Genomic DNA, 10,175 nt, shown 5'->3' on the forward strand with positions numbered 1-10,175 from the left:
CCGGCGCCCCGGACCCGTCAACTCCCGCCGCCCGAACCCGAGGAGAGACCGTGACCGCCTCCACCCCTCACCAGGTGCCCGTCGCCGTGGTCGGCGCCGGCGCCCTCGTGCCCGGCGCCACGGACGCGGCCGGCTACTGGCGGATCGTGACCGGCGGCCGGGACCTGATGACCGAGGTGCCGTCCTCCCGCTGGCTGGTGGAGGACCACTACGACCCGGACCCGGCCGCCCCCGACAAGACGTACGCCCGAAAGGGCGCGTTCCTGCCGGACGTCGACTTCGACCCGATGGCGTACGGTGTGCCGCCCACCAGCCTGTCCGCGACGGACACCTCGCAGCTGCTCGCCCTGATGGTGGCCGACCAGGTGCTGACCGATGCCGGTGGCCTGTCGGGCATGGACCGTGACCGGGTCGGCGTCGTCCTCGGGGTGTCCGCCCTGGAACTGCTCCCCCACATGTACGGCCGCACCGAACGCCCCGTGTGGCTCAAGGCGTTACGGGAGAGCGGTCTCACCGAGGCCGAGGCGCGGGCCGTGTGCGACCGCGTCTCGGCGCACTACACACCGTGGCGGGAGTCGACCTTCCCCGGGCTGCTCAGCAATGTCGTCGCGGGCCGGATCGCCAACCGGTTCGATCTGCACGGCACCAACCACACCACCGACGCCGCCTGCGCCAGCTCCCTGGCGGCGCTGTCCACCGCGGTCGGCGAGCTGGCGCTCGGCCGGGCCGACCTGGTGATCAGCGGTGGCGTGGACACCGGCAACGGAATCGGCATGTTCCTGTCGTTCTCCAAGACGCCCGCGCTGTCCCGCAGCGGTGACTGCCGGCCGCTGTCGGACGCGGCGGACGGCACGATGCTCGGCGAAGCGGTCGTCATGTACGCGCTGAAGCGGCTGTCCGACGCGGAACGGGACGGCGACCGCGTCCACGCGGTGGTCCGGGGTATCGGCACCTCGTCCGACGGCAGGAGTTCGGCGATCTACGCGCCGCTGCCCGCCGGTCAGGCGCGGGCCCTGCGACGCGCCTACGAGCAGGCGGGCTATTCTCCGGCGACCGTGGAGCTGGTCGAGGCGCACGGGACCGGCACGAAGGCCGGGGACACCGCCGAACTCGACGCGCTGAACGAGGTGTTCGGGGCGTCGGGGCGTACGGACGGGCAGTGGTGCGCGATCGGCTCGGTCAAATCACAGATCGGCCACACCAAGTGCGCGGCGGGCGCGGCGGGGCTGCTCAAGGCGGTCATGGCCCTGCACCACAAGGTGCTGCCACCGACCATCAAGGTCGACCGGCCGAACCCGGCGGCAGCCGCCCCGGACGGCCCTTTCTACGTCAACACCGAGGCCAGGCCCTGGGTACGGCCCGCCGGTCACCCACGCCGGGCGTCGGTGTCGAGCTTCGGCTTCGGGGGCAGCAACTTCCACGTCACACTGGAGGAGTACGTGCCCTCGGGCGCCCCGGGCCGGGTGGCGGCGCGCCATCGCTGCGCACCGGGCGAACTCGTCCTGTTCAGCGGCGCGTCGCCGTCCGACCTGGTGGCACCGTCCGGCCTCGCGTCGCCGGACACCGGCGGCGGCCGGCCGCTGGCCGCGCTCGCGCGGGAGAGCCACCGCGCGTTCTCCCCCACCGCCCCGGTGCGGCTGGCCGTCGTCGCCACCGGCGTCGAGGATCTGCGGGAAACGTACGCGCGGGCGCTCGCGCTGATCCGGCGGAGGCCCGGGGCGCCGTTCTCGACACCGGACGGTGTCCGGTACGCCTCGGGGACACCCACGCCCGGCCGTATCGGCTTCCTGTTCCCGGGGCAGGGGTCGCAGTACGTCGGTATGGGCGCCGGTCTCGCCATGCTGGCACCGGCCGCCCAGACCGTGTGGGACCAGCTGGGCGGCACCGGGTTCGACGGACTGCCGCTGCACCGGGTGGTGTTCCCGCCGCCCGCCTTCACCGACGAGGAGCGCGCGGCGCAGCAGGCGCTGCTGGCCGCCACCGAGTGGGCGCAGCCCGCGCTCGCGGTGCACGCGCTCGCGCTGCTGGAAGTGGTGCGGTCCCTGGGCCTGCGGCCCGACTGCGTGGCGGGCCACAGCTTCGGTGAGCTGGTGGCACTGCACTGCGCGGGCGTCCTGGACGCCGGGTCGCTGGTCGCCGTGGCCCGCAGGCGCGGTGAGCTGATGCGGGACGTGGCCACCGCGCCGGGCGCGATGCTCGCCGTGGCGACGGATCGCGCGCACGTGGCGGCGGTCCTGGCCGGCGGCGGACTCGGCGACCTCTGGCCGGCCAACCACAACTCCCCTCTTCAGACGGTACTTTCGGGGACGGAGGAGGCGGTCGCACGAGCCGAGGAGGCCTTCGCGGCCGAGCGGGTCACCACCCGCCGGCTGACCACCTCGACCGCCTTCCACAGCCCGCTGGTCGCCCCGGCCGGTGAACCGCTCGCCGCGTTCCTGCGCACGGTCCCGCTCACGAAGCCCCGGATCGAGGTCTACGGCAACGCGGACGCGGCCCCGTACCCGGCCTCGCCCGACGAGGTACGACGCCGGATCGCCGGCCACCTCTCCTCGCCCGTGCTCTTCCAGGACCAGATCGAGGCGATGTACGCGGCGGGGGTGCGGACCTTCGTCGAGGTGGGCGCGGGCACCGCGTTGACCGGCCTGGTCGGGCAGATCCTCGGCGACCGCGAGCACGCGGCCGTCCCCCTGGACCGGCCGGGCCGGTCCGGGGTCACCACCCTGCACACCGCGCTCGGTGAACTCGCCGTACGCGGTGTGCCCCTCGATCTCGACCCGCTCTGGGCGCCGTACGCCTCGCCGGGAACGCCGGCGAAGGAGCCCGAGCCCCGGATGACCGTGAAGATCAGCGGAGCCAATTACGGTCAGCTCTACCCGCCCCGTGCCGGAGCCGCCGAACCGCCCACGCCCACGCCCGCGTCCGCGCCCACGCCCACGTCCGCGCGGGAATCACCGCTGGAACAACAGCCGCGGCCCACTCCCACTCCCACTTCCGCTCCCGCTCCCGCTCCCGCTCCCGAAACCCTGGCGGTTCCCATGCCCGCGTACGCGTCCACCCCCCTCCCCGCCCCGGAGCCGCCGGCGTACGGAACGGTGCCGGCCGAGGTCGCGGTGCCCACCTACGACGCCGTGCCCGGGGTCCCCCTCGGCGCCGACTGGTACACCGCGGTCGAGAGCGTCCAGCGGCAGACGGCGGAGGCCCACGCCGCCTGTCAACGCATGCTGACGGACAGCCATATCGCCTTCCTGCGGATGACCGAGACCACCCTGGCCGCGATGCTCGGGGTGCGAGGCGGGCAAGGAGCGCTGGGGGTGCAAGAAATCCAGGGGATCCGGGGCGGCGGGGATCAGGGCGCCCGCGAGGTGATCGAGGCCCCGGCTCCCCCGGCACCGCTGCCGCTCCCCCGCCCCTCGGCACCGCGACAGGCAGCGACGCCCGTGACCCCGGTCGCGGCCGGAGTTCAGGCAGCCCCACCCGTAACAGCCCCCGCCCCCGTAGCCACACCCGCGCCTGTACCGTCCCCTGCCGAGGACCGGGCACCAGCCGGCGCCGACGCGCCCCTGTCGGCGTCGGAGCTGGAGGAGTTGCTGCTCTCGGTGGTGGCCCGGCTCACCGGCTATCCCATGAACATGCTGGGCGTGGACATGGAGCTGGAGGCGGATCTGGGGGTCGACTCCATCAAGCGGGTCGAGATCCTGTCCGCCGTACGCCGGCAGGTGGGCGACGTCGCGGCGGGGGATGTCGGCCGGCTCGGCAAGCTCCGCACCCTGCGCGAGATCGTCGAGGCGCTCACCACGACCGGCGCGCCGGAGGCTCCCGACACGGCGAGCGCTTCGGTCCCCGAAGCCAGTGAGGTCCCCGGGGCCGGTGAGGTCCCCGAGGCCCCCACCCTGCCCGCCGGCTCCGGGCCGGGGGCCTGGGCCGGGCCGAAGACGGCGCTGACCAGGCTGGTGCCGCGCGCGGTGGAGTCACCGGCGGCCGGTCTGGCGATGGCGGGGCTCCTGGACGGGCCGCTCGTGGTGACGGGCGAGGGCCTCGACGGCAGCGGGCTCACCGGCCTCGTCGCACGGAAGCTGGCGGAGCGCGGCGTGGACGCCGCCGCCGTCGCCGAGGTGCCCGAGGACGCGCGCGGTGTCGTCCACCTCGGCGCGTTGACCGGGAGCGGCACGCCGGACGAGGCGCGGGAGGTCCACCGGTCGGTGTTCCGCGCGGCGCGTTCGGTGGCGACCCGGACGGACGGGCGGGGCGGGCTGTTCGTGACCGTGCAGGACACCGGGGGCGACTTCGGACTCGGCGGCCACGCGTCCGAACGCGCGTGGCTGGGCGGTGTCGCCGGTCTGGTCAGGACCGCGGCGAAGGAGTGGCCGGGCACCTCGGTCAAGGCCGTCGACTGCGAGCGGGGCGGCCGGGACGACGAGGCGGTCGCCGAGGCGATCGTGCGGGAGCTGCTCGAAGGCGGCCCAGCCCTGGAGGCCGGTCTCCGCGCGGACGGTACCCGCACCATCCCCGGGGCGGTGCCCGCACCGGTGACGCCCGCCACCGCACGGCGGATCACCTCCACGTCGGTGATCGTGGCCACGGGAGGGGCCCGCGGGGTGACCGCCGCCGCGCTGCTGGACCTGGCCAGGACGCACCGTCCGCGGATCGTGCTGCTCGGCAGGACGGAACCGGTCCCCGAGCCCGACGGGTTGGCGTCGGCCGCCGACGAACCCGCGCTCGTCCGGCTGCTCGCGGAGCGCTCCGCCGGAGGCGCGGCGGACTCCTCGCCCGCCTCCTCGCCCGCCCGGATCACGGCACGGGCCCGGGAGATTCTGGCCGCGCGTGAGGTACGGGCGACCCTGGCGGCACTGGAGGCGGCGGGGTCTCCCGTCCGGTACGTCCAGGTCGACGCCCGCGACGGCGAGGCCCTGGCCGCCGCACTGCGCGACGTACGCGACGTGTGGGGCCCGGTCACCGGGATCGTGCACGGTGCGGGGGTACTGGCCGACCGGCGGATCGCCGACAAGAGCGACGCGCGGGTCGAGCTGGTGATGTCGACCAAGGTGGACGGTCTGCGCGCGCTGCTGGCCGCGACGGCGGACGATCCGCTGGACGTGATCTGCCTGTTCTCCTCGGTGGCCGCCGTGTACGGCAACGCGGGGCAGAGCGACTACGCCATGGCCAACGAGGTCCTGAACCAGGTGGCCTCGGTGGAACAGGCCCGCCGTCCGGACTGCCTGGTGCGGTGCGTCGCCTGGGGCCCGTGGCAGGGCGGCATGGTCACGCCCGCCCTGGCCGCGCGTTTCGGCAGGTCAGGAGTTCCGCTCATTCCTCAGGAGCGAGGCGCGGCCGCCTTCACGGCCGAGCTGGACGGCGCGGCGGGCGAGGCGCGCGTCACCCTGGTCGCCGGAGACGACCCCGCGGCCCTGTCCCCCGCCGGCGATCCGCCCCCGGCAGAGCTGCTGGTCCGGGCGGACACCCTGCCGCAACTGGCCGACCACGCGATCGCCGGGGTTCCCGTGCTGCCCGTGGCGATGGTCCTGAACTGGTTCGCGGGGGCGGCCACCGCCTGGCTGCCGGACGCCGGACCGCTCGTCGTGCGCGATCTGCGGGTGTACAAGAAGTTCGCCCTGCCGGAACTGACCGGTGGGGGCCACCGGCTCACCGTGCACGGGAGCAGGGGCGCGGCCTGTTCGGTGACGGGGCTGGAAGCGGAGCTGCGGGGCGCGGACGGGGTGGCGCACTTCCGGGCCGTGCTGGACACCGGGGCCGTGGAGCCGAATCCGGCCGGCTGGGGCAGTCCGGACGGCCTGGAGCTGGACCGCGGCGAGTTCTACGACGGAGAACTCCTCTTCCACGGCCCCCGGTTCCGGTCCGTCCGCACCCCGCACGGTGTCTCGGAGCACGGCGCAGAGGCGACCGTCGCGGGCCTGCGCGCCCTGGGCTGGCCGGGGGGACACTGGCCGCTGGACCCGGCCGCCGTGGACGGCGCGCTCCAACTCGCCCTGGTCTGGGCGCGGAACGCCGTCGGTGCGGCGACGCTGCCGATGGCCGTCGCGGAATGCCGGGTGCACCGGCGCGGCCCGGTGGACGGCACCGTGCGGTGTGTGGTGCGGGGGCGCAAGGCGCACACCACGGGGGCGCGCTGCGACGCGGCGCTGATCGACGCGGACGGGTCCGTCCGGCTGGAACTGCTCGGCGTGGAACTCGTCCGCCGTCCTTCCTAGCGCGTCTTCCGAAAGTCCCGCCTTCTTCCCTCCCGCCTTCTTCCCCTCCCGCCCGCTTCCCCTCCCGCCTGCCTCCCCTTTCGCCTGCTTCTCACGCACTCAGCCCGTCCATCCCTCCCCCGGCCCGGAGTGAGCCCCGTATGGAATTCGAACCGATCGCCGTCGTCGGCCGGGGGTGTGTGCTGCCCGACGCCCTCGATCCGGACACGTTCTGGGACAACGTCGCCGCGGGCCGCAGCAGCCTGTCGGCCGTCCCGGAGGGCCTGTGGCGGCTGCCGCACCGCTGGGCCATGGGCTCGGTGGACGACCACCTCGACCGTACCTATGGCGATACCGGCGGATACGTACAGGGGTTCGAGTCCGTCTTCGACCCGAGTGGGTTCCGGATCGCCCCGGAACGCGTCCTGTCGCTCGACCCGCTCTTCCACTGGGTCCTGTACGGCGTCCGCCAGGCCCTCACGGAGGCGGGCCGCGAGGGACCGCTGCCGCGCGCGGGGCTGGTGCTGGGCAATCTGTCCTATCCCACGCCGGCAGGATCAGCCTTCGCCGAGCACGTCTGGCTGTCCGCGCAGGACCCCCTGGTCCGTGACGCCCTGCTGGCGGGAGAGCGCCGGGTGCGGCCCGACGCCCGTAACCGCTTCTCGTCCGGAGTGCCCGCCCTCCTCGCGGCCCGGGCACTCGGGCTCGGCGCGGGCGCGTGGTCCCTCGACGCCGCCTGCGCCTCCTCGCTGTACGCGATCAAGATGGCGTGCGACCGGCTGCACGACGGCACGGCGGACCTGATGGTGGCCGGAGCGGTCAACCGGGCCGACCCCCTCTATCTGCACGTGGGGTTCTGCGGGCTGTCCGCGACGAGCCGTACGGGGCGCAGCCGGCCCTTCCACCGGGACGCGGACGGGCTGGTGCCCGGCGAAGGGGCCGGGTTCGTCGCCCTGACGCGGCTGTCCGAGGCGCGCGCCGCCGGGCTGCCCGTGCTCGGCGTGATCCGCGGTGTCGGGCTGTCCAACGACGGGCGCGGCGCCGGGCTGATCAGCCCGGCGGAGGAAGGCCAGGTACGGGCCATGCGCCTGGCGTACGACGCGGCGGGCCTCGCACCCGGGACCGTATCGCTCGTCGAGTGCCATGCGACGGGGACACCGGTCGGGGACGCGGTGGAGGCGCGCGGCATGGCCAGGGTCTTCGGGGCCCGTGACGATGTGCCCATCGGTTCGGCGAAGTCGAACGTCGGGCACCTGCTGGCCTCGGCGGGGGTGGCGGGGCTGCTGAAGGTGCTCGGCGCGCTGCGTACGGGTATCCGCCCGGCGACGCTCGGCGCCGAACGTCCGCTGGAGGCGCTGGCGGGCACGCCGCTGCGGGTGCTGACCGCGCCGGAACCGTGGCCGGGGCCGCGCAGGGCTGCGGTGAGCGCGTTCGGATTCGGCGGGACCAACGCCCATCTGATCGTGGATCTCCCGGACGACGGCAGCGGCCCGGTGTCGGCCTTACGCTCCCCGGCCCGCCCGGTGTCCGCCGCGTCCGCGCCCGCTCCTGCCCCGGTGCGGGACGCGCCGGGCGGCGGCCGTTCCCCGGTGGCGATCGTCGCCCTGGGCGCCCGGGTCGGCGGCGGGACCTGCGCCGAGGACTTCCGCCGGGCGGTGCTGGGCGGCGAACGGCGCGGCCCCGCCACGGAGATCGCGGTGGAGCTGACTGACCTGTGTTTCCCGCCGCTCGCCCTGGAGCGGACCGTACGCCATCAGCTCCTGGTGCTGGAGGCCGCCCGGGAGGCCGCCGCGACGGTGTCCCTGCCCCGTGAGCGGACCATGGTGGTCGTCGGTATGGGGGTGGACCCGGAAGTGGCGCGGGCGGGTGCCCGCTGGCGGGTTCCGTACTGGCTGGAGCAGGCAGGGCCGGCCGGCGCGCTGCCGTCCACGGCCCTCGCCCGGGACGCCTTCGTGGGGCCGATGACCGCGGAGGCGGTGGTGGGCAGCATGCCGAACCTGGTGGCGAACCGCATCAGCACCCAACTCGACCTGGCCGGAGCGAGCTTCGCCGTATCGGCGGAGGAGGCGTCAGGTCTGGTGGCGCTGGACGTCGCGGCCCGGGCCGTCCGGTCGGGAGAGGCGGACGCCGCGCTCGTCGGTGGCACCGATCTGTGCCACGAGGTGGTCCACCGGGCCGCGCTGCGGGAGTTGGGGCACGACAGCGAACCGGGGGACGCCGCCGTCGTCCTGGTCCTCAAGTCGCTGGACACCGCTCGCAGGGACGGCGACACCGTCATCGCCCTGCTCGACGAGGACCCCGTCACCCCCACTGGACCCATCACCCCCAGCGCTGCCCTCGCCGACGTGCCCGACATGGTCATCGGGGACGGCTCCGACGCCGCGTTCGACCCGGCGTCGGCCTTCGGCCGCGCACACGCCGCGTACGGGCTGGTCTGCGTCGCGGTCGCCGCGCTCGCGCTCCGGCACCGCGCGGTGCCGCGTCCCGGTCTGCCCGCGGACACCGCGGCCGTCGCGCGCACCGCGAGGGTCACGGTGACACCGCTGGAGGGGCCCGCCGCGAGCGTCCGGCTGCGCGCGGGGGACACCCGGCCATGGCTGCGGGGCCCGGCTCCACGCCTGCACGTCTTCTCCGGCGCCGACCGCGGGGAGGTGCTGGCGGCGCTGGAGTCCGATACGCGGTCCGCCGCAGGACCGGCCCGGCTGGCGCTCGTGGTCGACGACGACGCCACGCTGCCGGGCCGCAGGGAGGCCGCGCGCCGCTGGCTGACCGAGGGCGGAATCCGTCCGGCGGATGTGCTGTACCGGGACGAGCCGGTCGCGGGGCGGACGGCGTTCGTCTACACCAACGGCTCGGCCGCGTACCCGGGCATGGGCCACGAGCTGATGCTCGCGCTGCCGTCCCTCGGGGAGACGGTCCGGGCCCGGCACGGGACGATCGGCACGCGGCTGCGGTCCCGGACGGAGCGGGGGGTGTTCGGCCAGATCTGGGACGCCGCCGAACTCGCCGTCTTCCACACCGTGCTCACCCGGGAGGTGCTCGGGCTGCGGCCGGACGCCGCTGTCGGGTACTCCTCGGGCGAGTCTGCCGCGTTGGTCGCACTCGGTGCCTGGCCGGACGCCTCGGGACTGTACGACGCCACTCTGGACAGCGGCCTCTTCACGACGGAGCTGACCGGTGAGCTCCGGGCGGTGAGACGCCACTGGGCGCGCCTCGGCGTCCAGGGTTCCCGCTGGGCCACCTACCTGGTCAACACGCCTCTGGAGGCGGTCCGTACGGAGCTGGCCGGTGAGGTCGCGGTCCACCTGATGGCGGTGAACGCGCCCGGGGTCTGTGTCATCGGCGGCGAGGCCCGTGCGTGCGCGGCCGTCGTGGCCCGGACCGGCGCCGACCTCGCGATCGAGCTGGACTACGAACTTGCCGCCCATGCACCGGAGTTGATCGAGGTGGAAGGGGCGTGGCGCATGGCACACCACCGTCCCACCGTCGATGTCCCCGGGGTGCGGTTCTACAGCGGGGCCACCGGACAGTCGTACCGGGCGACGGCCGAGCGGGCCGCCGAGGCGCTCACCGCGCAGGGATTGAACACGATCGACTTCGCGTCCACGGTCGAGCAGGCCTGGGCCGACGGCGTCCGGATCTTCGTGGAGCACGGGCCGCGCAAACTGTGCACCGGCTGGGTCAAGCGGGTGCTCGGCGACCGGGACCATGTGGCCGTCGCCCTGGACGCCCCGGGCGACACCGGGCTGCGGCAGTTGTGCCTCGCGGTCGCCGAACTCGTCGTCGCCGGGGTGCCGGTACGCGCCGACGACCTGTTCGCCCGGCTCGCGGACGCGGCCACCGAGGTACCGCGCCCGGGGCCCACCGTCACCGTTCCCGTACCGGCCACCCCGAGTCTGCCGCCACCCCCGGAGCCGGTCGTGGTGACCCTGCCCCGGGCCCCCGAACTGGCGCCGGTGCCTGACCGGGAGGCCCGCCGCTCCCGCCGGC

Annotated in this window: 2 protein-coding genes; both read left to right on the forward strand. The window is 75.0% G+C overall.

What is annotated here, in order from left to right:
• Positions 1-50 precede the first annotated feature (50 nt).
• Entirely contained in the window at positions 51-6,206 is a 6,156-nt protein-coding gene (locus tag ACFXPL_RS04660; RefSeq protein WP_384912409.1) for an SDR family NAD(P)-dependent oxidoreductase, read from the forward strand.
• 140 nt (positions 6,207-6,346) lie between these two features.
• Positions 6,347-10,175, forward strand: a 3,829-nt coding sequence (locus ACFXPL_RS04665; protein ID WP_384912412.1) for a beta-ketoacyl synthase N-terminal-like domain-containing protein, incomplete at its 3' end; no start/stop codon positions are given.

The organism is Streptomyces sp. NPDC059092 (genome assembly GCF_042756365.1).
Lineage (GTDB): Bacteria > Actinomycetota > Actinomycetes > Streptomycetales > Streptomycetaceae > Streptomyces.